The sequence below is a fragment of the Balneola sp. genome (assembly GCA_002694685.1).
Classification (GTDB): Bacteria; Bacteroidota; Rhodothermia; order Balneolales; family Balneolaceae; genus Gracilimonas.
In genome coordinates, this window is the sequence record NZMW01000002.1 from 105,152 (window position 1) to 128,928 (window position 23,777).

11 protein-coding genes are annotated in these 23,777 nt (G+C 42.7%); 3 read left to right on the plus strand and 8 right to left on the minus strand.

Going from position 1 to position 23,777, the window contains the following annotated elements; translation table 11 throughout:
• The first annotated feature begins 186 nt into the window (after positions 1-186).
• Positions 187-2,790, plus strand: coding sequence for a hypothetical protein (locus CL667_04380; protein ID MAL16929.1), 2,604 nt, complete (start codon positions 187-189; stop codon positions 2,788-2,790).
• A gap of 86 nt (positions 2,791-2,876) precedes the next feature.
• Here CL667_04380 and CL667_04385 read toward each other — a convergent pair whose 3' ends face one another.
• From CL667_04385 to CL667_04410, 6 genes are all read right to left on the minus strand, one after another.
• Positions 2,877-4,043: a fused response regulator/phosphatase gene (locus tag CL667_04385; protein MAL16930.1), complete on the minus strand. Its 1,167-nt coding sequence runs from the start codon at positions 4,041-4,043 to the stop codon at positions 2,877-2,879.
• A gap of 25 nt (positions 4,044-4,068) precedes the next feature.
• Positions 4,069-4,452, minus strand: coding sequence for a response regulator (locus tag CL667_04390; protein MAL16931.1), 384 nt, complete (start codon positions 4,450-4,452; stop codon positions 4,069-4,071).
• A gap of 19 nt (positions 4,453-4,471) precedes the next feature.
• The gene (locus CL667_04395; GenBank protein MAL16932.1) at positions 4,472-8,488 is read right to left on the minus strand and encodes a hypothetical protein; all 4,017 of its coding nucleotides are present in this window, start codon (positions 8,486-8,488) and stop codon (positions 4,472-4,474) included.
• A 3-nt stretch (positions 8,489-8,491) separates the two neighbouring features.
• Entirely contained in the window at positions 8,492-11,578 is a 3,087-nt protein-coding gene (locus CL667_04400; protein ID MAL16933.1) for a hypothetical protein, read from the minus strand.
• A gap of 89 nt (positions 11,579-11,667) precedes the next feature.
• Entirely contained in the window at positions 11,668-13,893 is a 2,226-nt protein-coding gene (locus CL667_04405; GenBank protein ID MAL16934.1) for a hypothetical protein, read from the minus strand.
• 34 nt (positions 13,894-13,927) lie between these two features.
• Entirely contained in the window at positions 13,928-17,881 is a 3,954-nt protein-coding gene (locus CL667_04410; protein ID MAL16935.1) for a hypothetical protein, read from the minus strand.
• 254 nt (positions 17,882-18,135) lie between these two features.
• Between CL667_04410 and CL667_04415 the strand changes: the two genes are divergently transcribed.
• Positions 18,136-18,486: an anti-anti-sigma factor gene (locus CL667_04415; GenBank protein ID MAL16936.1), complete on the plus strand. Its 351-nt coding sequence runs from the start codon at positions 18,136-18,138 to the stop codon at positions 18,484-18,486.
• A 72-nt stretch (positions 18,487-18,558) separates the two neighbouring features.
• On the opposite strand, the gene CL667_04420 is transcribed toward CL667_04415, so the two are convergent.
• Positions 18,559-19,875: an adenosylhomocysteinase gene (locus tag CL667_04420; protein ID MAL16937.1), complete on the minus strand. Its 1,317-nt coding sequence runs from the start codon at positions 19,873-19,875 to the stop codon at positions 18,559-18,561.
• A 4-nt stretch (positions 19,876-19,879) separates the two neighbouring features.
• On the minus strand, positions 19,880-20,413 hold the full coding sequence (locus CL667_04425) for a hypothetical protein (GenBank protein ID MAL16938.1): 534 nt from the start codon (positions 20,411-20,413) through the stop codon (positions 19,880-19,882).
• A gap of 373 nt (positions 20,414-20,786) precedes the next feature.
• On the opposite strand from CL667_04425, the gene CL667_04430 reads away from it, so the two are divergent.
• On the plus strand, positions 20,787-23,768 hold the full coding sequence (locus CL667_04430; protein ID MAL16939.1) for a SusC/RagA family protein: 2,982 nt from the start codon (positions 20,787-20,789) through the stop codon (positions 23,766-23,768).
• Positions 23,769-23,777 lie beyond the last annotated feature (9 nt).

Below are 23,777 nucleotides of genomic sequence, written 5' to 3' on the forward strand. Positions count from 1 at the left end.
TTTGATAAATAATTTACAATGTATTGTAGAAAAGCAAAACTCCCTAATTTTCAAAAATATTTACCTCTGGGGTAGAAACTATTGATACTGCTTTTCGTCTCTGATATAGGATCGTTGATGGGTACAACTAAATATGTAAATTAGCTGAACTATCGGCGTCAATTTTAACAAACTGGAAGTTACACTATGAAGAAAATACTACTGCTATTAAGTTTAATTATTCTCGTTCCGGCCTTGGCAACGGCTCAGAAAGGGGATAAAAAAGAAAGTGAAAAAGAGGACAAATTTACTGAGCTCACAAAAGATGCTGAGCTTATTGAAGGCTTTTTTGATTTGTATAAAACGGAAGACGGACTCTATCTAGCCGTAACAGAAGAAGATCTTAATAAAGATTTCTTGATGAATTTTGAAATTGAACAAGGAATTGGAGCTTCAGGATTATACGGCGGTTCCATGCTGAGCGTATTTGAAGGACTGCTGGTTCGCCTTGAGAAAAAGGAAGGCAAGATCATGCTGATTCAGAAACCTCATCGCTATGTAGCGGAAGAAGGTACTCCTGAAGCTGCTTCAGTAGAATTAGGCTATGGTGATTCGATCCTCGAAACTGCCAAAGTGGAAACAACCAATGATGATGGCGTCATGTTAATTAACGCATACGACTGGTTTGTAGGAGATCTTTCAAATATAGGTCAGCGTGTACAATTCGCTGTTTCATCCCGTCCGGGACAACCCGGGAGAGCTTCACTTGATAAGTCTAGAAGCTACCTGAAAGCGGTAAAGTCCTATCCAATGAATACAAATGTAACAGCTCAGCTTACTTTTAATAACAGCGAAACTGGCGGACCGAGAACGGTAGCCGACAGTCGTTATATCCCGATATCTATCCATTATACTATGGCGGCTTTACCCGAAACGCCAATGAGCCCGAGAATGGCAGATGATAGAACCGGTTATTTCATGACGGTTCATAAAGACTTTACTGATGATGACGATGACACATTCTTTAAGAAGTATGTAAACAAATGGAGACTTGAGTGTGATGGCCCGGCTGGATCAGATGGTCTTTGTGATCCGATCAAACCTATTACCTACTATATCGATCACACTGTACCCGAGCGATACCGCGAAGTGATGATGGAAGGGGTTGAAGAATGGGCCGGTGCTTTTGAAGCTGCGGGTTTTAGAAATGCTATTCGGGCAGAAATGCTTCCTGAAGGTATGGAGCCGGAAGACATTCGATATGCAACTTTACGCTGGAATGTTTCTGATCAGCCAGGATACGGAGCAATTGGTCCTTCTGTAGTAGATCCAAGAACAGGAGAAATTATGGATGCTGATATTCTTTTCGAAGCTAATATGATTTTAGGCGACAAAGAAGAATACCGCGAAATGGTTGAGCCGCGAACTGCAATTGATGAAATATATAACGTGAGCGCAGAAGAAGTAGCCATGAGCAGCAGACATGAACTGGCTTCTTTCTATACAGAAATGGGTATGCAGCTCGATATGGTAAAAGGAATTTTAATGGCACGCGGCCAGCTTAAACCCGGAGAACCCGTTCCTAAAGAATTCACCGATCAGGCACTTAGATGGGTAACTATGCATGAAGTTGGGCATACACTAGGTCTGAGACATAACTTCCGTTCATCTGTGGACACTCCACTTGATAAACTTTATGATACCGACTTCACTGCAGAAAACGGTGTATTTAGCTCAGCAATGGACTATCCAACGGTTAACTTATCTCCTGAAGGTGAAAGCAACGATGGACATTACTATAACACAAGCGTTGGTTCTTATGACCGATGGGTAATCAGTTATGGCTACACCCCGGATGATGATGACGCAGCAGATATTGCCCGAATGGCAGCTCAGCCGGGACATGCTTACGGGACAGATGAAGATGCCCGTGGTTCCGGTGCTGTTGACCCTCTCGTTAATGTGTATGACTTAGGTGAAGATCCGCTTGCTTGGGGTAAAGGTCGTGCCGCAATACTCAGAGACCTGATTCCTGAAGTACCTGAAATTGCTCTCGGTGATAACATGCCTTATTACGAAGCAACCGATCTATTTAACACCTACTTCTTCCAGTACGTACGTGCTCTTGGTCCAACAGTGAAATACATCGGTGGTCAGTATCAGTACCGTGATCATGTGGGTGATCCTGATGCCCGTATGCCATTTGTAGCGATTCCAAAAGCTAAGCAACAAGAAGCTTTGGATATGATTACTGAATATGCTTTTGCAGCTGATGCGTTTAATCTTCCGCAGGAAGTTTACCAACAGTTTGGAGCAGATCGATGGAGCCATTGGGGTAATTCAAACACCTATGGTGGTAGAATAGATTATCCGCTTCACCAATATTTAGTAGGGGTTCAGTCCGGTTTACTTGAGGCTTTATTAAACGGAACTCGCTTAGCTCGTATCCGCGATACTGAAGTTAAGTTTGGTGAAGAAAACACTATTACTATCCCTGAACTGATGAGTCAGATTACAAATGCAGTTTGGAGTGAAGTGTGGACGGCTCCGGGTGAAAACATTACCAGCAACCGCCGTGATTTACAGCGAGCCTACCTGGAATCAATGATAGAAATAGTGACAGATGCACCATCAAACATGCCTGCTGATGCACGTTCTGTAGCAAGAGCTCAGTTAAGGGATTTGGGCGATCGTATTACACGTCGCTTAACCCCGCCTTATAGCTTTGATGCTTATACCGAAGCACACCTTCGCGAAGTAAAAGCTATGATTGACAAAGGTCTGGATGCAGGATTAATGATTCAGAACTAATTCATATTAATATCCTTGATATTAAAAACCCCTTCTGCTAAAACAGAAGGGGTTTTCTTTTTTATAGAATATTTATGGGCTGATTCTTAGCCGTTATACCCAACGGATAGAACAGTGATATCATCCGATTGATCAGCTTTACCCATAAACTTAAGTACATCCACAATAAGGCTGCGCACAAGTTTATTTAAATCGTCTTCACTATGTTTTTTCAGGAAGGCTTCAAGGCGAGGTTCTTCATACATATCTTCATTTTCTGCCATAGCTTCGGTAACGCCATCCGTAAACATGAGGATTTTCTCTCCGGGTTGAAGAGTCAGCTCTTTGGTTTCAAACTCAATAGGCTCAATTTTTCCAAGTAAGAGTCCGGATGTATTTTCGATTTCCTCTATGGTTCCATCTTTTCGGACGATGTAGGGAAGATTATGCCCGCCATTGCAGTATTTCACAGTTCCGGTTCGGGTATCCATCACTCCATAAAATACGGTAACAAAAGTCGTAAGATCACTTTCCGGAATAAGGATGGTATTTACGGTGGATAGGCATTGTGCCGGGTCGTCAATCTGAGTGGCTAGAGATCGAATCATTGTTCTGGAGACGGCCATGTAAATAGAAGCAGGTACGCCTTTGCCGGAAACATCCGCAATGAGAAAGCCAAGCCGATGTTCATCCAGCATAAAAAAGTCATAAAAATCTCCACCTACTTGTTTAGCGGTATGCATTTCAGCATAAATACTAAACTCTTTGCGATCGGGGAAGGGAGGGAATACCTGGGGCAACATTTTTTGCTGAATTCGAGCGGCTGTCTCAAGGTCCGTTTGTACGGATTCAAGCGTCTTCATTTGTTCTCCTGCTTCAAGGAGATATTTGATCTCAGAAAGTCCTTTTTTGATCGTTAACTCAAGATCTTTGAAGTCGATGGGTTTGGTAACAAAATCAAAAGCGCCTCTATTCATAGCGGTACGGATATTTTCCATATCGCCGTAAGCAGATACAATCACCGTTTTAAGAACGGGGTTATTCAATTTCTGAGCTTCAGCTAAAAAGGTAAGCCCGTCCATTTTAGGCATATTTATATCAGACAGAACAAGCGTTATATCATTTGACTCCTGCAGCATATCCAGTGCTTCTTCCCCGTTTTCAGCAAAACAAAAATCATATACATCTTCTTTGATTTGTTTTCTGAAGCGCTGCAAAATAAGCATTTGCAGATCCGGCTCGTCATCAACCACCATTATTTTGTGCTGTCGCATAGAATTGTAGCCCTAACTGTTAATATTATTTATTTTCGTCCAGAAGTTGGTGAAGCTCCTGTTTTAAAGAATCAAAATTGATGGGTTTAGTGAAAAACTCTTTTGCCCCAGAGTTGATGGCTTTCTCATAATTTTCATCATCCCCATAGGCAGAAATCATGCTGACCTTTATTTGTGGAAACTGTGACTTAACGGCTTCAAGAAGCTCAAAGCCGGTCATACCCGGCATGTTAATATCAGAGAAGATATAGACTACATCAGGGGGTTGTTTGCTCTCAAGAAGTTCGAGAGCTTCGCTGCCGGAGAAGGCAAATTCCAATTCAATTAATCCTTGTCTGACCTCTTTGCGGAATTTCTGCCGGAATAGCATCTCTACATCCCGTTCATCATCAACTACTAAAAATTTCATATTTCGTACCCTTCCCTAATTAAGTTAAATATACTCTAAAGCGAGTAAACTGTTCTTCTTTTGTTTCGATTTCTAATGTGCCACCGTGAGCTTTGATAATATCGTTGGTGATAGACAGCCCCAGCCCTGTACCTTCCGTTCCTTTTTTAGTGGTAAAGAAAGGCTGCAGAATCTTGTCTTTCACTTCCTGACTCATTCCCGAGCCGTTGTCTTCAATTTCGAGCATAGTTTTTCCGTCCTTCTTTCTAGTTCGGAAGATGATTTTCGGCTTGTAATCAGCATCGCTTTTCGTTTTATCCCTCATGGCATCAAAGGCATTGTTGCATAAGTTTACGATTACCCTGCTGAAGTCTTCAGCGATTAGAGGGATGTCACCAACAGCGTCGTCGAGATCAAATTCCAGATCTACATTAATGGGGTTTTTGCCTGCTCGCATTCCATGAAAAGAGAGGTTGGCAAATTCTTTAACAAGATCTGAAAGGTTGGTAGGAACTTTTTTGCCTGAACCGCCCCGTGAGTGTTCTAACATTGATTTTACGATATTGTCAGCGCGGGAACCATGTTCATGGATTTTTTTGAGGTTGGTTTCGATGTTGTTGAGGATTTCCAGTGCTTCGTTCACCTTACTTACATCCCCCTGTTCTTCATCTTCAGATGAAGAACCTCCCCCTTCTAAGGGGGACTTACCCTTGGGTCTTAAATCTTTAATTTCATGTCTAACTTCCTCAATCAACTCCACACTTAGCTCTGAAAAATTATTCACGAAGTTAAGCGGATTCTTAATTTCATGAGCAATACCGGCGGTTAGCTGCCCCAGGGAAGCCAGTTTTTCTTGCTGTACCAACTGTTGCTGCATGGACTGAAGTTCACTCAAGGTTGAATTCAGCCTTCGATAAGCAGAGGCATTATCCAACGCGATGGCTGCATAGGTGGCGAGATTTTTCAGCAAGTTTACATGATATGGGGTGTAGGCATCTTTGTTAAAACTTTGAGTTGTGATTACGCCAATTATACGCCCCTGCTGAATTAACGGCAAATAAATGATAGACAGAGATTCTTCTCCTTCAATCGGAGAGGTGTATGACTTAACATACTTTTTATACTCCTGCGTATAGTCGCCAATAATGATGTCTTCTTTATTTTTGAAGCAATATACGGCCAACCGTTCTTCATCAAGATTATTGACGAATGGTGAGAGCATTTTTCCTTTCTCTTTAGTAGCCGGGAACTCAAGTCGATTTCGTTCTTTATTATAAATCCCAACGCCAAAAATGGAAGCGTCCATTATGGAATTCACATTTTCATAAACAGTCTCAATAATTTTCTCTACAGAAAGGGTAGAGGTAATGGCTTGCCCAATCTGGCTTAGTTGTTCGGTATCTGAGCGGCGTTTGTTTTCTGCTTCAGCACGAAGTTCAGCTTCGCGTAACGTTTGCCTTTCCAGTTCTTTTTTTGAAATTCGGCTTCGCTGAAGACGGTCTACCCCGAAAGCCATAAACCCTAACATACCTAATCCCAAACCATAAGCCCACCAGGTGCGATACCAAGGTGGAAGAATGGTGAGATCAATAGAAGCCCCTTCGTTGTTCCAGATACCATCTGCATTCGCCGCTTTTACATGAAAGGTATAAGTTCCTTCCGGCAGGTTGGTATAGGTTGCGGATCGTTTATTTCCGGCATCAACCCAGCTTTCGTCAAAATTTATCAGCTGATAGGAATAAGTGTTACCGGCAGGATTGGCAAAATGGAGAGCTACATAATCAAAAGTCACTTCATTTTGACTGTAGGGTAGGGTGATCTTTTTAGTCTCGCTAAGCGATTTTTTAAGTGGAGAATTAGGACCGGGAATAACAGACTCGTTGAAAATTTTAAAATCCGATAATACTACCTGTGGCGGTATTTCATTTACATGGAGTTGCTCAGGTACAAATGCCGTGATGCCTTCACCACTCCCAAAATACATAACCCCATTACTCCCCTTAAAGTAGCCGTTCTGGCTATATTCAAGTGCCATAAGTCCATCATCAAGCCCATAATTTCTGAACGTTTCGGTAGCAGGATCAAAATTTGAAATGCCATTGTTGGAGCTCATCCAAAGGGTGTTTTTACTATCAACCAATAAACCATAAAGAGCGTTATTGGGAAGACCATCTTTTTCTGTGTAATGCTTGGCTGTTTTTGTGTTGATGTCGAAGCGATTTAATCCGCCGGCTGATGTTGCTAACCAAAGAATATCCGGTTCATTCTCTAATTGGGTAATACTTGCTATCTGGTTGTGATTGATGGTAGAAGTATCGGTTGGGTTATAGGTGGAGGCAATGGTGGCATTCCCATCCGGGGTTATTCGTAATAAGCCCAATGTGGTTCCTGCCCAAAGAATGCTGTCCTGGTCTTGATGCAAACTCAGTACAGCAGGACCGAATTCTGTATTTAATTCTTCTTTCGGAAGTTTGATGTGCTCAAACTCTCCCGTTTTTGAGTTAAAACGATCGAGGCCGCCAATACTGCCAATCCAAAGCATATCTTGATCAGCCGCTGTAGGTAAGATCGCAAAAAGACTATTTCGCCCTTGATTTCCATCAACTGGGGGATGTCGAAATCGGGTAGATTTCTTAGTGGTTCGGTTAAACAAATTCAGCCCACCACTGGTACCTATCCAAAAATTCCCATTATTACCTTCATGAAAAACTCTTATAGATCCGAATATAATAGAAGTAGAATCATCAGGGTCAAATGTATAGCGAGAGGTATTTCCGGAATTAATATCAAATTCCGTCAGAATATCCCCACTAGCACCGATATCAGTACCTGCCCATAGAGTTCCTTTTTTGTCTTCATAAACCCCCCAAACAATACCCGGGGATATAGTTTGGTCGTCATCAGGATCATTTTTTAGATGAGTGAAATTAACTGCGCCGGGGTTGAATGCTTGAAGTCCCTTAGTAGCTGTTCCTGCCCAAATAGTCCCTGAGCGATCAGCAAACAGGGAAGAAACGAAATTATCGCTGAGGCTATTGGGATCTCTTGGGTTATTGCGGTAGGAGGTGAATTCTTGAGTAAGCCGATCAAATCTTGCAATTCCTGTACCGGGGCCACCTACCCATAATATATTGGGGTTGTCTGGATCAGGAACAATTTCGTGTATGAAGTTAAGTGGGTTTATATTTTCACCATCATTTGGCTCAATAAGATATCGCTCAAAATCACCGGTCTTACTATCCAGATAGACTAAACCATTTCCGGTAGCCAGCCAAAGGGCACCGGGTTTTGTAGGAGAAATATATTGACCGAGAATGTTGTGCGGAGCCCCATAAAACTCTCTACCATCCGGATTATGTAAAAACCGGGTGATTTCCTCCGTATCAATATTAATTCTTGAAATACCGTTGGTGCCTCCAGCCCAAATAAAACCCTCTTGGTCTTCACTAATCCAAAAAACGGTACTGCTTGCTATTGTGGTGGGGTCATCATGATCATGAGCGTATCGAATAAATGTACCATCTTTACCGGCAGGCATTTTATTTAGGCCACTGCCAAAGGTGCCTACCCAAAGGTTGCCGCGGCTGTCTTCAAAAGGCATAAAAGCACTGTTGCTGGAGATAGAAGTAGAGTCCTCGGGATCATGAAAATACTTAGTGAATTTCCCGGTTGCTTGATCTAAACGATTAAGGCCGGCCGCTTCGGTAGCAACCCAAATATCGCCATTGGATGCTTCAGCCATCCCCCATACCCAGCTTTCGGAAATGGAAGCAGTATCGAAAGGAGTTTGTTTATATACTTTAAATTCATGGCCATCATACCTATGCAAGCCACCCTGAGTAGCTATCCAAAGGAAGCCCTTGCTGTCTTGCATAATGGTATTTGCACTGGCTTGATTCATGCCTTCTTGCAACCCTATATGTTCAAAACGAAGGGTAGGAGCCTCACTGCTCAAAATGGTAGGCTTTTCTTCCTGCTCAGCTTGCCCAAAAACTGAAGACGAGAAGAACAGATACAGTAGTCCTGTTATCAGGAAATGGTTAATACGAAATGTCATCTTTTACCCACCTGTGGGCAGTTTAATAGTAAAGGTTGTACCCTCATTTTGTTTGGTGGTAACCTCTAAACTTCCACCGTGCGCTTTTATAATATCATTGGTAATGCTAAGTCCTAACCCCGTTCCTTCGGTCCCCTTTTTGGTAGTGAAGAAAGGCTGTAGAATCTTGTCCTTTATATCTTCAGAGATTCCGAATCCATTATCCTGAATTTCTATGAAAGTTGCTTGATTCTCTTTGATAGTGCGGATGGTCAGTTTAGGCTTATATTTTTGCCCCAGATTTTCTGAAAGCTGTCCACCGTCAGCTGACAGCTTCTCCCTCATCGCATCAAAAGCATTATTACTCAGGTTGATAATCACCCGGCTAAAATCTTCCGCGATAAGTGGGACTTCTGTAATAGATTCATCGAGATCAAATTTAAGATCTACATTGATAGGATCTTTACCCGCCCGCATACCATGGAAACTCAGGGTCACAAACTCTTTTAATAAAGAATTAAGGTCAGTAGCCTCTACTTTGCCTGAACCACCACGACTGTGTTCTAACATGGATTTCACAATAGAATCAGCGCGCGTGCCATGCTGGTGGATTTTGCGAAGATTTGAGTCAATATCACTGAGGATTTCAAGAACTTCATCCACCTTCTCCCGGTCCTCCGCTGAGAGCTGATCGCTAAGAGCTGAAAGCTCTTCTTTCGTTTGCTCAATCAGCTCCACACTCAAATCCGAGAAATTATTTACGAAGTTCAGCGGGTTTTTTATCTCATGGGCGATACCGGCCGTGAGTTGTCCAAGTGAGGCTAATTTTTCCTGCTGAATAAGCTGATCCTGAGTGGCATGTAATTCCTTCAGTGCAATCTCCAGACGATCGCGTTCTTCACGGATCAGAAGGGCCTGTTGTTCGGCAGCTTTCAAATCCTCAAAACGTTTGTAAGCGAGATCAAAAACACCAGCGAAGCTTACTAATGTATCCAGGGCGTCTGTTGGAGGCTTTGGAACCACACCGGGTAAACTGTAGCCGATTTCACCGTGCGTAGTACGGGCCATGATGAATGTGAGTCCGCCGATGTGCCGGATATCATCCAGCGTGGGCGCTTGCGGATCTACCTTTTCAAAGTCCCCCAATGTGATCATCTTATCTATATAATCGACAGCCTCATCTACCTCCATGGCTAAAACATAAGTGGATTCATCGCTTTTCTCCCATTTTGCAACAGGCTCAATGTCACCGTGAATGTGGCGGGGAAGAGTCATCACCATTCCAATTTTTGTACCGTCACCCGAAGTCATCGCTTTTTTATAGTGATCCGTCAGCCATCGCATATGCCAGAAATAGTGAGCCTCGTGGCCCAAATTCACAAATTCAGTCCGCATAGTCACCACAATATCCAGCAAGTCGGAAGATTCCTGCATAGATGTAACTTGTGCCCTAATGCGCTCCATTGATAGTTCAATCTGGGCTTCTCTCGCCTGTGCCTCAGCCTTTTGCAGATCCAAAAAGCGTGTGTAGGTCTGATCAAAGACTCTGGCAAATCGTTTAAGGATCTCCTGATCCGAATACGGTTCGAGCGTAATAATTAACAGGTAGCCGTGTGTAAAATAGGCGGCATTCCACTGCTGCCATTCCGGAAAAGAGAGTCCTTCATCCAGGATCTTCTGGAAAAACGGCCTGACCTCAGGGAGTGTCATCATGTACTCGTAATGGTTTTTCAGTTCTTGTCCGGTTCCTTCAATTGCCAGAAATTCTATCTCATTTTTCCATCCATCATACATTTTTTTGTGAGCAGGATCCACGGTGTTTGGAATAGAAACAGGAGGGAAGACGCCGTTTTCGTTAGCGAACCAAAACTCATCCTTGTCTCTATTTTCTTTACACAATCCAAAGCCGGTGCCCCAAAGATTACCGCCCAATCCTCTTAGTTGTTCAAAGAGTACAAATGCTACATCTGCAAGTTCTTCGGATTTTTGCATTGACATCGTCCGGGCACGAACCCTTTCCAATGCCAACTCAATCTCTGTTTCCCGCGCCTGTGTTTCGGCTTTTTGGAGGTCCAGGAAGCGGGTATAGGTTTGATTAAAGACCTTGGTGAATCGCTGGAAGATCTCGGTAGCTTCAGGGTTTTTCTCTTGTAAGATGAACATCAAATGTCCATTTGAAAAGAACCCACAGTGTGTTACCTGGTAGGTTGGCAGGGGATATCCGGCTTCAACAAAACCGCGCATCGTTTCTCCCACAACCGGCAGGGTATCCATATAACGGTAGGTTTCCTTCAGGGAATCTCCCTCGGATTCAAAAACAAGGAACTCGTCACCTCTGCGTTTCGCCTCGCGGATGGTTGTAAAAAAGTCGTCCTCTGTCAGCGGTATTCTGAGAGGCTCACCCATTTTTCCATCCGGGCCGGGGTTGTATCCCAGAAAGTAACTGTCATCATCATACCAAAGACTAAATCCACATGACCAAAGTTCGATGCCCAGATTTTTGATCTGTTCAAACATTAGCTCTGATGTTTCCATCAGCTCATCACTATGCTGCATCGCCATCGTTCGGGCACGTACGCGTTCCAGGGCGGCTTCGATTTCCAGCTCCCTGTATTTGTCTTGAAGGTCTGCTGTTTGTTGATCAACGAGCTTTTGAAGCTTCTCATTTTCCCGTTTCCACTCCTCCATGTGCCAGTGATCATTCTCTGTATCTACCGGAGTTGAGGCATGCAAGTGGGTTAGTTTCCACTGGTTGACTATGTATTCCATTACGCAGCTGCACCTCATAAAAATGGTGTTCACTTCTTCGGGGGAAGTCATGGTAAGGGTTACTTCTTCTGTGATAAATGCGTTTTTCCCATCATTCGATGTTCGAGTGAAAAGTCGTTTGCGATCAAGTGAATTCACAAATCCGTCCATCTGTTCGTACTGAGATTTAAACATCGCGTCCAATTCGCTGAATGAGAAAACCTTTTCATCTTTGGTAGTGCCAAAAAACATCAGTTCAGGGGCAGCGATATCTGATAAATCTTCATAGGGCACGATGCAAAGCCCAACATTGATGATGCGTTCATAGGTCTCTTCCAATAAATTTTTTCTCACGGCGTCCATACGAAGCCCTCTATAATCTGTTGTTGACTTAGTTTCATGGGCTATCCATTAATTTTTTTCGGATGGTGCGGAAGAATTTCAGCATAGAATTACCCGTTAAGTTTGATAGTGAAAACCGTTTGTCCCGGTTTTGAGCGAATGTCCATATTCCCACCATGGGCCTTTACAATATCATTGGTGATGCTAAGCCCAAGCCCTGTACCTTCCGTGCCTTTCTTTGTCGTAAAAAACGGCTGCATAATTTTGTCCCTCATCTCCTCCGGAATACCGCCCCCATTATCTTGTATTTCAATAGTAGTGCCGGAATCAGTTTGCCGGGTTCGAATCGTTAACTTCGGTTTGTATTCTTTTGAATTCAGCTTCTCCCTCATCGCATCAAAAGCATTATTACTCAGATTTATAATCACCCGGCTAAAATCTTCAGCTATCAGTGGGACTACTGTAATGGATTCATCGAAATCAAATTGAAGGTCTACATTGATAGGATCTTTACCGGCGCGCATGCCATGGAAACTCAGGTTCACATATTCTTTGAGCAAGCTGTTTAGGTCAGTCGGTTCTAATTTCCCGGAACCGCCCCGGCTATGCTCCAGCATGGATTTAACAATAGAGTCGGCGCGTGTGCCGTGCTGGTGGATTTTGCGGAGGTTGGTTTCGATGTCGTTGAGGATTTCAAGGGCTTCATCCAGATGGCTTACATCCCCCGGTGATTGATCAGCGGATAAATCCCGTCCCCCTTCAAAGGGGGAATTTTCCTGATTTATATCGGCATTTTTTCCCTCTGAGAGCTGACGTCTGAAAGCTGACAGCTCTTCCCTTGTCTCCTCAATCAACTCTATGCTCAAATCGGAAAAATTATTCACAAAATTCAGCGGGTTTTTAATCTCATGGGCGATACCTGCGGTAAGCTGGCCGAGGGAAGCTAGTTTTTCTTGTTGAACGAGTTGATCCTGTGTTGCTTTGAGTTCCTCAAGAGAATCTTTAAGCTCTTTGGTGCGAGTCTCTACCTGTTGTTCAAGAATCAAATTCTGATTCTGTAGAAGCTCTTTCTTCTCCTCTGTAACTTTAAGCACTTTATCTGCTTCTTCCTTAACGGAATCGAGCGTTTCCCTGAATCGAATAGATATATAGCCCAATAGCAATAAAGGGGTCCCCAGCTGAAGCATGGAAGTCATGAGTTTGTCGTACTCATTGAAAAGATCCAAGGAATATTTATGGACCGTTATATATATAGAGGCTACGACCACCTGGAATATCATGGCCGCTACCACCGCCCATAAAGAACCCTTAATCTGGTTTTTATATTGAACAATCAGATAGGTATAATATCCGATCATCGTAAAGAAGGCGACCCCAAAAGGCCAGGATATGGAGAATAAATGAGCGAATAAGTTAGTCACCAAAATGGCAACTACCAGAGACTTAACAAAGGTTGAAACCCTGGAGGTTAACAACCATTCAAGGATTAACAAGCCGAATATGGTGGAAATAGGCTGTAAAGATATGACGATGATGAACCGTATTTTTTCCTCGGTATAGCTTAGTTCATTGAAAAATTGGAAGAAGCTTCCGATTGCCGCCAATAGGGTAAAGGTGGTCATCCAGGCGATCCACTTAAAAATGCTCTGCTTCGGATTCAGAAATACGAGCAACCAGAAAAGGAAAAAGAGCAGAAAACTGATGGATATGGTCAGGGCGCCAAAAACATATGCCGAGCGTCTGTCATTGGTTACAAAGTCATCATACTCCGGGCCAGTCAGATTAAGGAAGTCTTTAAGGTATACCGGTTTCAACCGTAATTCCCGCTGAGTAAAAGTGGTCTCATAATCAACGAAATGAACTGCCATGATGTATTCCTTTCCAATTTCTAATTCAATGGGTACCGGGTACTCGAGGTAAGGATTGTAGGCGGAATAGGGATTTCCAGTATCCCCAAAGGAATGGAATAACTTTCCATTTAAATAAATATCAGTCGCTGCCCATAAATCCCGACTGATAGCAAGCGGCATTCCAGAGAAGGTGCTGTCAAGTTTAAAGGAAATCCTGAACCAACCCTCCAGACGACCGGTTCCATCTTCCATTTCTGCAGACAACTCTACCGGCCGGAAAGACTTCCAATCTGAAACATCGAGTTCCGGATCAGCTCTGTTAGGGGAATTTCCCTCTTTAAAAATCCATCCATCCAGTGAAGCAAGATTTAATCTTTGATGACTCTCAAACATATTTTTTGATAGCTCAACGACCGATGAATCCTGAGCTGAAGGAGTCCATAAGAAGCAAATAAGGAAAAGAAATAAATTATTCATAAGCTTCATCTAATACGTTCATCTTAAAGACTTCCATCAATAATTAGCTTTGTGGAATCTTAATAATGAATGTAGTTCCGCTACTGGCTTCGGAGGAGAGGTCTAACTCCCCGCCATGGGCTTTTATAACATCGTTTGTGATGGAAAGACCGAGGCCGGTACCTTCGGTTCCTTTTTTGGTAGTAAAGAATGGCTGAAGAACCTGTGCTTTAAGATGCTCCGGAATTCCCGGCCCGTTATCTTCTACAAGAATGGTAATGGAGTTACCTGCTTTGCTTGTAGTTACCGTGAGCTTTGGCTTATAATTTTCGTCGGAATCTTTGAGCGCTTTCAGCTTATCCCTCATGGCATCAAAAGCATTATTACATAAGTTCAGGATCACCCGGCTGAAGTCTTCAAAGATCATCGGCACTTTTCCGACGTTATCTTCAAGCTGTACATCAATATCTACGTTGATAGGATTCTTACTTGCCCGCATCCCATGAAAGGCAAGGTTTACATATTCTTTTACCAACTGATTTAAATCTACCGGCTCCATATTTCCGCTTCCGCCGCGGGAATGCTGAAGCATGGATTTCACGATACCATCGGCACGAGTGCCATGCTGGTGAATTTTTTTGAGGTTCATCTCGATATCATTCAGGATATCATCTACATCCTCTGATTTCTCATTAAACTTGGCGAGCTCTTCACGGACTTCAGCAATAAGTTCAATGCTTAAATCTGAAAAGTTGTTTACAAAGTTGAGAGGGTTTTTTATCTCGTGTGCAATTCCTGCGGTAAGCTGACCTAATGATGCCAGCTTCTCTTGTTGTACCAATTGTTCCTGAGCGGCACGTAAATCATTTAAGGCAGACTGAAGTTTTTGATAGGCCTCTGCATTTTGAACGGCAATACCTACATTAGCGGCGATAGTGGAGAGGAGGCGAAGATCTGATTCACTAAACCGATTTTCCTGTTCTTTACTTTGCACACTGATTACGCCCAGTGATTTCTTGCCGGCTACGATTGGAACCCCGAGATAGGACTCCACCATTTCACCTTTCTTCTCGGCCTTGATCTTGTCGTAGGTTTCATCCAGATCATGGTTTACAAGCAACGGTTCTTTGCTGGTAATAATTTTCTCGGTAATCCCATTTCCAAATGGACGGGATTCAGCTTTATCCCCGTAGTAATAAGGGAAATGAAGCATGTCCGATTTCCGGTCATGGATCGCGAGATATACAATATCCGCTTTAAAAGTATCTCGCATTTTTTCACCAACCAGCTTAAATAAAGCATCCACTTCCAACTGGGCTACAATCGCCTTACTGATGCTATTTACGGTTTGAAGCTCAGCAGCACGTTGTTCAGTCTCTGCAAGTAATCGGGTGGTTTCATTAAAGAGGCGGGCATTTTCCAGGGCCACACTCATACTGTTGGTAAGTGTTGTGAGTAATCTTACATCAGATTCATTGAAGGCATGCTCTTTCTCAACATTTTGCAAACTGATGGATCCCATAACTTTATCACCAACAATCATGGGCACAAAGATAGCTGATTTAGGAGCCAGGCCTTTCGTTACACCGCTTTCGGTATCCCCATATTTCTTTGCGGTGTCTATGTAGTCTTCATTAATTAGTAACGCTTCCTTGGTTTTGATGAGGTGCTTGTTGGCCCAAATAAACGGACGGGGTTCTATATAAAGTCGCTCTCCATTTTCGATAGCGTATTCCCAGGCTTCAATTTCTTTATCATGATCGAAGGTTCGGATGAGCATGGTTTGAGTATTCAGTACCTCACATATTCGATTCCCAACGAGGCTGTAAATAGCCTGCATATCCATTTCCCGCACCAAGCCTTCCTGTACGCTGTTGATGACAGCCAATTCAGCATTTCGTTGTTCAGTTTCGGCAAGCAGTCGGTTCGTCTCATTGAAAAGCCGGGCATTCTCAAGAGCAACACTCATGCTATTCACCAGCGTGCTGAGCAATCGCACATCGGAGTCGCTGAAAGCGTGCTCCTTATCCAGATTTTGAAGACTAACATAACCGCGAATCATGTCGCCAACCACCATTGGAACAAAAAGGATAGATTTTGGCAGTTTGGTGCCGGGAACAGCCTTCGCAACTTTCCCTGTAATTTCTTCAACTTTGGCAGAAAGATCCTCATTAATAAGTATGAGATCCTTGGTTTCTATGAGCTGTTCTCTAACCTTATCGAGTTTTCGGGGAGATGGATAAATTCGGCTTCCATCTTCATAGAGATACTTAAAGTATTCCATTCCTTCTTCTACATTAATGGTATAGATGCCTACCACCTGAGCATCAAAGACCTTACGGATCTGATCTCCGGCAAGGTCATAAATCCCCTGCATATCCATCTCAGCTACAAGTCCCTGCTGCACGCTATTGATTACAGCTAATTCTGCATTACGCTGTTCCGTTTCATTAAAGAGGCGGGCATTCTCAAGTGCCACACTCATGCTGTTGGCAAGCGTGCTTAAAAGGCGAACATCAGAGTCACTAAAAGCATGTTCTTTATCAATATTTTGAAGACTTACGTATCCACGAACAACATCCCCAACCTTAAGAGGGACATATAGCATCGATTTTGGGAAGGTGGTTCCCGGAACGGCCTGTGGAGCTTCTCCGGTAATAGTAGTGTAGGCTTCCTTAGCATTTTCCTCGATGTTAATCAGCTTTTGGGTGCTGATAAGTCGCTTCCGAATTTTATCATACGGTCGGGGGCTGGGCTCAACCCGTTCCCCATTCTCAAAAGCGTATTGAAAATGTTCTTGCTCCGTTTCATGATTGAAGGTTGCAATGATCACCCCCTGGGCATCAAATAGAACACGGACTTTTTCACCTACTAAATCATAAATCCCCTGCATATCCATTTCAGCTACAAGTCCTTGCTGAACACTGTTAATTACGGCCAGTTCTGCATTTCGCTGCTCCGTTTCATTAAACAGCCGGGCATTTTCCAGAGCCACACTCATACTGTTGGCAAGCGTACTCAATAAGCGGACGTCTGAATCGCTAAAAGCAAATTCGCGATCTAAATTTTGAAGACTTACATAGCCACGGACTTTATCCCCCAAAATGAGGGGTACATAAACCATGGATTCGGGGAACACGGTACCCGGAGCCGCCTCGCCACTTGCTCCATATTCTTTAATCGTTTTAGCTGCGTTGTCATTAATATGGATTAATTCTTGAGTAGAAATAAGGGCATCGCGTAAGCCATCAAATTTCCTTGGGTCGGGATAAAACCGTTTCCCATCTTCAAATACATAATGGAAATGTTCTATTTTATTCTCTACATCAAACTCAGCTATCACGGTAACCTGTGAGTCAAAAAGGTCGCGGATTTTGTCGCCTACCAGATCGTAAATGCCCTGAAGATCCATTTCGGCTACAAGCCCCTGCTGTACACTGTTGATTACCGCCAGTTCAGCATTCCGCTGTTCGGTTTCGTCAAAGAGCCGGGCATTTTCCAGAGCCACACTTATACTATTTGTGATGGTGCTGAGCAGCTGAACATCCGACTCGCTGAAGGCATGTTCACGATCTACATTCTGAAGACTAACATAGCCACGAACTTCACTTCCAATCGTCATTGGAACGTATAGTGCTGATTTGGTGAGTTTAGTCCCCGGAATTACAGAAGGCTCTTCTCCGGTTAACTCCGTCCACTTTGCATCAACATCTTCAGCAAGGTATATCAGTTGATGATTGTCGATTAGTATTTGCCGAAAGGTATCAATAGGCCGGGGATCAAGATAATAGCGCTCACCATCCTCAAAGATGTAATGGAATACTTCTGTGTTGTTATCAAAGTCAAAGGTAGATAAGGAAGCAATTTGAGCATCAAACAAATCCCGGATTTTTCCCCCTACCAAATCATAAATCCCTTTAAGACTGGTTTCGGCAACCAGTGCTTTTTGGATGCTGTTGATTACACTTAATTCAGCTTCCCGTTGCTTTAATAGCTCTGACGCTTCCTGCTTCCCCATTCTAATCTCCAATTGTACGCCACTGATTGTTATAGGGATTACCTATTTATAATCCCCAAAAATACCCTTAGCTAAAGAAAGTGCTTTGATTATGACGATAGACAATAATACTGAAGCATTTGTACCCAATTCTGTAGCCAAAATAAGCTAATAGAAAATATCTGATATCAAAACTATAACTTTAATATTGATGAGTGGATTTTTATGCCACTTTTTAGTTTGTTTAGTTTCATTTTAAAACAAGCATCAAGATTATGAAATACGACATTTCGGAACGGTACAATTGTGTGGTGATTACGTTTAAGGGGAATTTAATGGGCGGACCTGATGCAGAGGAATTCAGGAACGAGCTCCACGAACTCATTGAAAACGATAAAAAAGATATTATCGTCGATCTCGGAAAAGTGAAGTTTATCAACTCTTCAGGACTTGGGATTTTGATTGGCGGGCTGACAACTATGAAAAATGCTGGTGGCGAATTGGTTATTTGTCAGGCAGATAAGAAGATTGAAAGTCTGTTAATGGTAACACAACTGATTAAAGTATTTAATCACTTCCGTACACTGGATGAAGCTGCTGAATACTTCCACGAAAAGAATAAATAAAAAAATCCCACATTAAATGAATAATGTGGGATTAAAATTGATCAAACAGATCAGTATCGTCAGCTACTTATCTTAATAGCGGTATTGATCTGATTTGTAAGGTCCTGTAATCGGAACACCGATATAGTCGGCTTGTTCTTCAGTAAGTGTTTCAAGCTCTACACCAATTTTGGACAGGTGTAGTCTCGCTACTTTCTCATCTAAAGATTTAGGCAGTACGTGTACACCCGGCTCAAATTCTTCCGGACGATTCCATAGTGCTATCTGTGCAAGAGTTTGGTTAGCAAAGCTGTTACTCATTACAAAAGAAGGGTGGCCTGTTGCATTCCCAAGATTCATTAAGCGACCTTGAGAAAGTAATACAACCTGCTTACCAGAGTCATTCATGGTGAAGAGATCAACCTGTGGTTTAATATTCTCTTCTTTCGCGTTTTGCTTCAACCAAGCTACGTCAATTTCATTGTCAAAGTGACCGATGTTTCCAACGATGGCTTTGTCTTTCATTTTTTTGAAATGACGGTCTTTAATGATGTCTTTGTTACCTGTGGCGGTTACAAAAATATCGCCTTCTTCAGCGGCGTTGTCCATCGTCTTCACTTCAAAACCATCCATTGCAGCCTGAAGCGCACAAATCGGATCGATTTCAGTTACAATCACACGGGCTCCGGCGCCTTGCAGTGAAGCAGCGGTTCCTTTCCCTACATCGCCATAACCTGCAATAACGGCTACTTTTCCAGCCATCATTACATCAGTGGCACGACGGATAGCATCAGCTGCAGATTCACGGCAGCCATACTTGTTATCAAACTTAGATTTTGTAACAGAGTCGTTAACATTAATCGCAGGAAGAGAAAGTGTGCCTTTTCGCTCACGTTCAATCAGGCGAAGAACACCTGTGGTAGTTTCTTCAGAAATTCCGTTGATACCATCAACTAATTCAGGGTAGCGATCCAAGACCATGTTAGTCAGGTCACCGCCATCATCAAGGATCATATTTAAAGGCTCTCCGTCAGGGAAGAAAAGAGTTTGCTCGATACACCAGTCAAACTCTTCTTCCGTCATTCCTTTCCAGGCATAAACGGGGATGCCGGCTTCAGCAATAGCGGCTGCAGCGTGATCTTGTGTAGAGTAAATGTTGCAGGAAGACCAGGTTACATCAGCGCCCAGGTCAACTAAAGTTTCAATAAGTACCGCGGTCTGGATAGTCATATGGAGGCATCCAGCAATTCGAGCTCCCTTTAAAGGCTGTTCTTCTTTGTACTCTTCACGGATGGCCATCAATCCCGGCATTTCCGCTTCAGCGAGTTCAATTTCCTGACGACCGTAATGGGCCTGAGAAATATCTTTTACTTTGTAAGCTAGTTTTTCTTGTTCTTTTACTTGTGGCATATATCTATGATGTTTTGTTTTGTTCTATAATTTCTTTGGTGTCTTGATAATCCCTGCCAGTTAATCCAAGTTCGGCTTTGATTAAATATCCCTGTGGATCTACAAATACCTTAAAGGGGATGCCAAGGGATATTACTTGATCGCCAACTCCATTAGCATCGGCTACATACTCAAACTCATAATCGTTTTTCTCTTTAAAAGATCGAACTTCCTCGATGGTATCAGAACTAGTTAGGTTCACTGCTAATACAACAAAGTCATCAGGGTATTCATTCTGTAGAGAGTCCATAGCCGGAAAAACCTGTAAGCAAGGTCCGCACCAGGTTTCCCAGAAATCAATTAGGACCACCTTTCCTTCAAGGTCAGCAATGGTAACTTCATTTCCATCCAGGTCTTGAAAACTTGAATTCCAGATTACACTATCAATTCGTTGCTCTTCTTCCGTTAAATCACGCGGATTTTCCCTGACGTTAGAATTACAGGAAACAAATAATGCTGTTAAAAATAAAACTGAACAGGCAGTTCTTAAGTAGATCATAAAATGCTTATGTGAATTATAACAGTACAATCAATAAAGATACGATTTAGTTCTCAAAAAAGGGGAATAGCCAAGGAAAAAGGATTCCACTACAATTTGTATGATTAAGACAGATGAAGTGAATGGGTGAGCTCATGATATAGATTGAGCCTGAAGTGTTAAGTAATAGAAATCTAAGTAATTAAAGCCATGATATTAACGCATTAGAATCTACGTGCAATTGTGTTTAAATATGTTATTTTGTGTGGAACCAGTCATTGTTTAATTTTTTATTAATTATTAATGATTTTTTATAAGCATATGGTCGTTCGGAGAAAGCTTCATATCTCCATTCAGAATGATCATAATTAACTACTAACCAAACGAGAACACAATGAAAAAAAGCTACTATATACGATTTCTGGCTGTTCTTTCTGTCACACTCTTTTGTGCACAGGTAGCAATAGCTCAGTACACAGTATCCGGTACGGTAACAGATGCCGCAACCGGAGAAACCTTAGTTGGTGTCACTATTTTTGACGCTAATACCAATACAGGTACTTCAACAGATATTGAAGGAGAATACACTCTTGAATTACCCTCAGGTGAGACTAGTTTACGATTTTCTTCTATTGGTTACGTCACTCAGAATGTAGATGTATCAGGCACAAGTGGGGAAGTTACCCTCGATGTCGAGATGCGCGCTGATGTTGCTAATCTTGAAGAACTGGTTGTTACGGGTTTAGCCTCTTCTGTTAAAAGGGCAAACTTGGCAAATTCAGTGGCTTCAATTTCAGCTGAAGATATAGCTGAGCGAACACAACCGGAGACCATTGATAACGCCTTACAGGGAAAGATTCCCGGAGTGCAAATCACATCATATAGTGGAGCTCCAGGTGGTGGGTTTAATGTTCAGCTTCGTGGAGTAAGTACTTTGGGAGCCGGAGGTTCTCAGCCACTTTATATTATTGATGGTGTATATGTGAATAATGAATTTCTTACTACCGGACGTTCTGCTGTAAGTGGTGCCGGTGGAAATAGTCAGGATGATGTTGCAAACCGACTTGCTGATATAAACCCTGATGAAATTCAGAGTATTGAAGTACTAAAAGGGGCTTCTGCTGCTGCTATTTATGGTGCCAGAGCTAATGCTGGTGTAATCATTATTAACACCAAACAAGGTGTTGCCGGAGAAACTCAGGTATCCATTAAGCAGGAAGTAGGTTTTAACAATGCCTTAAATTTGCTTGGCAGAACAGATTGGACTGAGGAAAGAATAGATGCTTTCTACGGTGCTGGTTCTGCTGCTGCAGTTCGGGAACGACAAAGGCTTAATGACGCACAAGCTGCTGGTAATGTAAAAGATCTTGAAAAAGAGGTTTATGGAAATACTGGCCTAATAAATAATACTCAGGTGAGTGTATCAGGTGGAAACTCAAAAACACGCTATTACATTTCAGGTGGTATTGATGTTGAGGACGGAATAATTAAAAAAACCGGATTTGAGCGAAACTCAATTCGAGCAAATATTGATCATTCAATAACACAAAGATTCCGCGTTTCCAGCAATTCGAATTACATTTATACGGATAGTGACAGGGGTTTCACTGGTAACCAGAATAATACCGGAGGGTCGATAGGTTACTCCTTATCCGCACATCCTAACTATGCGTATAATATTATTAAGCAAAACCCGGATGGTACCTATCCTGATACTCCATATTTTGGTGAGAACCCGCTTCGATTAATTGATGTGGCAACAAATAATCAGGAAGTTAATCGCTTCTTGCAGTCTGTAGCATTAGAAGCAGATTTATTTCAAAATGAATCCTCCCTTGCCAGCCTTAAGGTTGATGGAGGCCTTGATTATACCAATGCTAATTCCATTATTTATTTTCCGGAATTTATGCAGTTTCAGCGTACCGCGGCTATCAATCCCGGTGACGTAATTCATACAACGCAAGAAGTGCTTAATACTAACTTGCAGGCAGTATTTTTATTTAATACAACCGTGGGAACCGATCTGGGCAATTTCGACTTAAGTACTCAGGCAGGTGTTTCCCGCTACGATCAAAGCATTTCACTCGATCGAATTCGAGGCCAAGGCTTATTGCCTGGGCAAACAAATGTTGGGAATGCAGCTCAGGTTACAGCCAATCAGAACTTCACCGAGGTTACTGATTTAGGTGTTTTTCTTCAGGAAGAGATCAACTTTGCTGATCAACTGATTGCTACTGTTGGTGGCCGATGGGACAAGTCAACACTGAACTTAGATGAAAGTGAGTTCTATTTTTACCCTAAAGCTTCTCTCGCGGCAAACCTGACAAATTTTGACTTCTGGACAGTAGAGGACGTCAGTCAGCTTAAGTTGCGCGTAGCTTATGGTGAAACAGGTGGCCTGCCAAACTTTGGTGCTATCTTTTCAAGTTTAGGTGGAACAAACATTGGTTCCTCTGGTGGTGCAGTTGCCCCAGGAACAGACGTTGACCCTGACTTGAAACCGGAAAGAGCCAAAGAAATAGAATATGGTGTTGACCTTTCCCTGTTTGAGGGTCGAGTCTCACTTGAGTTTACGCAATACAATAAAACCATTGAAGACCTGATTTTACCGTTAGTTCCTTCGCCATCAACTGGTGTGGGTACCATAACTACCAATGCTGCTGAGATGGAAAATGTAGGTACTGAAATTGGACTGAATGTTATACCGGTTCAAAACAGTGACTTTACATGGAACTCCGGCATACTTTGGTGGACGAACGACACTGAGTTGACAGATCTAATTATTCCTGCTCAAACAAATACGTTCTATGCTTCACCAACCTTCGGTGCAGCCAGATTAGAAGAAGGTGTTTCACCAACAGGGATTTATGGTTTTGTACCAGGGCAAGCTGAACGTGAAATAGTGGGTGACTTACAGCCCGATTTTCAGATGTCATTTTCCAACGACTTTACCTTCCTGAAAAACTTTAGAGCAAGTCTGCTCGTGCATTGGAGTAAAGGAGGAGAAGGTATTAATCTCTCCCAATTGTTGACGGATGGAGCTGGAAATACAGCTGATTACTTTAACAGCAATGATGAAGTTGTTCAGCGTGAAGGAGGAACCCTTTCTTTCATGAAAGACGCCTCTTATGTGAAACTTAGAGAAGCTTCTCTTTACTACACCGTTCCCTCATCATTCTTAGAAAAAACGGTAGGTAATACGCTAAGTGGCGTGCGAGTTGGAGTATCAGGAACTAACCTTCTGATGTTCACAGACTACAATGGGTACGATCCTGAAGTGAATGCAACAGGTAGAAGTGCGCTGGCACAACGGGTGGATATTACACCTTACCCAACCTCGCGGAAAGTGCTTTTCAGCGTAAAAGTTGACCTATAAACTCAAAAG

Coding starts and splice junctions, on each gene's coding strand:
- CL667_04410 (MAL16935.1), bottom strand. CDS start 17,881: ATGGGGAAGCAGGAAGCGTCAGAGCTATTAAAGCAACGGGAAGCTGAA.
- CL667_04390 (MAL16931.1), bottom strand. CDS start 4,452: ATGAAATTTTTAGTAGTTGATGATGAACGGGATGTAGAGATGCTATTC.
- CL667_04405 (MAL16934.1), bottom strand. CDS start 13,893: ATGAAGCTTATGAATAATTTATTTCTTTTCCTTATTTGCTTCTTATGG.
- CL667_04395 (MAL16932.1), bottom strand. CDS start 8,488: ATGACATTTCGTATTAACCATTTCCTGATAACAGGACTACTGTATCTG.
- CL667_04430 (MAL16939.1), top strand. CDS start 20,787: ATGAAAAAAAGCTACTATATACGATTTCTGGCTGTTCTTTCTGTCACA.
- CL667_04400 (MAL16933.1), bottom strand. CDS start 11,578: ATGGACGCCGTGAGAAAAAATTTATTGGAAGAGACCTATGAACGCATC.
- CL667_04420 (MAL16937.1), bottom strand. CDS start 19,875: ATGCCACAAGTAAAAGAACAAGAAAAACTAGCTTACAAAGTAAAAGAT.
- CL667_04425 (MAL16938.1), bottom strand. CDS start 20,413: ATGATCTACTTAAGAACTGCCTGTTCAGTTTTATTTTTAACAGCATTA.
- CL667_04415 (MAL16936.1), top strand. CDS start 18,136: ATGAAATACGACATTTCGGAACGGTACAATTGTGTGGTGATTACGTTT.
- CL667_04380 (MAL16929.1), top strand. CDS start 187: ATGAAGAAAATACTACTGCTATTAAGTTTAATTATTCTCGTTCCGGCC.
- CL667_04385 (MAL16930.1), bottom strand. CDS start 4,043: ATGCGACAGCACAAAATAATGGTGGTTGATGACGAGCCGGATCTGCAA.